The organism is Bradyrhizobium sp. Rc2d (genome assembly GCF_900099855.1).
Lineage (GTDB): Bacteria > Pseudomonadota > Alphaproteobacteria > Rhizobiales > Xanthobacteraceae > Bradyrhizobium.
Genome location: NZ_FNCU01000110.1, coordinates 1 through 1,908 on the forward strand (window position 1 = coordinate 1; position 1,908 = coordinate 1,908).

The 1,908-nt window shown below is 60.0% G+C and carries 1 protein-coding gene; it reads left to right on the forward strand.

Annotated elements, in window-relative coordinates; genetic code table 11:
• Nucleotides 1–1,108 precede the first annotated feature (1,108 nt).
• Nucleotides 1,109–1,330, forward strand: a complete 222-nt coding sequence (locus BLV07_RS45700; RefSeq protein WP_091899142.1) for a hypothetical protein — start codon at nt 1,109–1,111, stop codon at nt 1,328–1,330.
• The last annotated feature ends 578 nt before the right edge of the window (nt 1,331–1,908 follow it).

The window sequence follows — 1,908 nt, forward strand, 5'->3', positions numbered from 1 at the left end:
CAATCTTAGGACCGCAAGCGCGCTCGGCCTCGAAGTCCCGCCGACGCTGCTCGCCGGGGCCGACAAGGTGATCGAATAGAGGACCTGCTTGCTGCGCGCATTAGTCGGGAATGGCCCGACTCGGACCTTCCGTGAGGTCCGGTATTGCGCGGCTATCAGGGGCACAGCGGACGGTCACACGCGCCCGATTCCGGCGCGGCGTATGAAGCACACTCACTAGAGCAGCCTCGCCCCGCAAACCCGGTTTACCGCGATTTACGCAAGCGGCTCGGCCCGGAAGTAGCCGGCGGCCGAAAAACTCACCAGTGGCCGTTTACGGCCCAGGCCGTTGGAGGTCCGCCTCACGGAGCGACAGGTCCGAGAGCCTTGATACCCTTACGCCATCGGCGCCGATGCCGTGCTGTCGCACCACTGCCTCGCGGTCCCGGGCATAAGCGTCGCGGAGCATGATCAGAAACCGAGCCCGATCAACTCGCGAAAGCGCTCGCCATGCCTGCCACACCTGATCAAGATTGGTCATTGCCTGGGTCTATGTTGCGGATTCCGCTAGATAAGCCCGCCAAGCGAAATGGCAAACCGAAAATCGCAAATATACGAAAGGGGCGCGGTCGCGCGTCCCCGCGCCTCAAGGCCCGTTTCGAAGGACCCGCCAAAGCGCCGACACAAATTTCGAGAGTAGCCGGGATGGCGCATCGTCCTGGCGATCCGGCGCGGCCGACGGAGCGCCGCCATCCAACTCGGTCAGCCGCTCCACCATGCCTTGCAGTCGCAATGGTAGCGGAGTGAGATCGTCCGTGAGGGTGCCGCGAAGTCGCTCGCCAATCTCGTTGCAGATCGCCCGGCGATGCTCCGGATGATCTAAACCTGGCGGATGGACCACGGGCGCGGTCGAAGGGGTATCTGCCATGGCTGCCACCGTTGGCCTTGACGTGCACCGCCTCCTTGCCGTGCACGGATGATCCTGCCGCCACCGTAGTAACGTGCGACATGCCACCTTGATCCCGGCTTTGCACCGATACCGGTGCTCTGAGCGTCCGAAGTTCTCCGTTCGCCAACAACCGGGTTTCCCATGTTATCCTGCCTTCCCGCGTGGGCTTGGAGGCAAGAAATGTCTACTTACCTGCGATTACAAATCGCCAATTTAAAGCCGGAAATGGTCAGCCGTATCACAGCAGCCTACGAGCAGGCGCTCCATACGCTTTGCGTCAAGGATCGCGACGATCCGCTCACGGAAATGGTCGCAAGCAAGATCATCAGGATCGCCCAAACGGAGGTTCTCGCGCCGGCAGAAATTGCGGCTTTGGCGATCAAGGAACTCGAAACGCGTTAGGGCATCTTGTACCTAACGCCCTAGAACCCGAAACATTTCCGACATCGGGAGGTTGGCTATTGGGCTTCGGGGCTTCGCAATATGCGAGGCACGCCATGACCTCTTTACCGCCGGGCGAAGCAATTCTCACAGTCGCCATCATGGGCCTCACTGTCCTAATCGAGATTGCGCTTTTCGCCTCGATCGGAATGTTCTGAGCGACCCGCGTATGGCGCTTCGGCCGGAGCACCCCTCAATTCCGGCCGAGCTTTTTCGCCGTTCTCCGCAACCATCGACCTGCCAACGGAACTAATTTTCAGCAAACACACTTGTCTCGTGGTCAGCGATGGAGGATCATCGCCATGAGGATCGAATATCTCTCTGCGATTGTGATAGCTGTTCTTGCCGCTGGTACCGGGCTGGCCGTCAACTCTCTCGGCTCGCTGCCTACCGAAAAGCAGTCCACGGCGAATATGCAAGTGGCTGACCGACTAGCTGCCTCGGTCGATCCATTCTTGCTTCGGTCTGGTGGCTAACAGACGACGTTGCAGCCAACGGTGCTTGCATCCACTGGTAAGTTGTTTCGCGCTGTAGTTGGA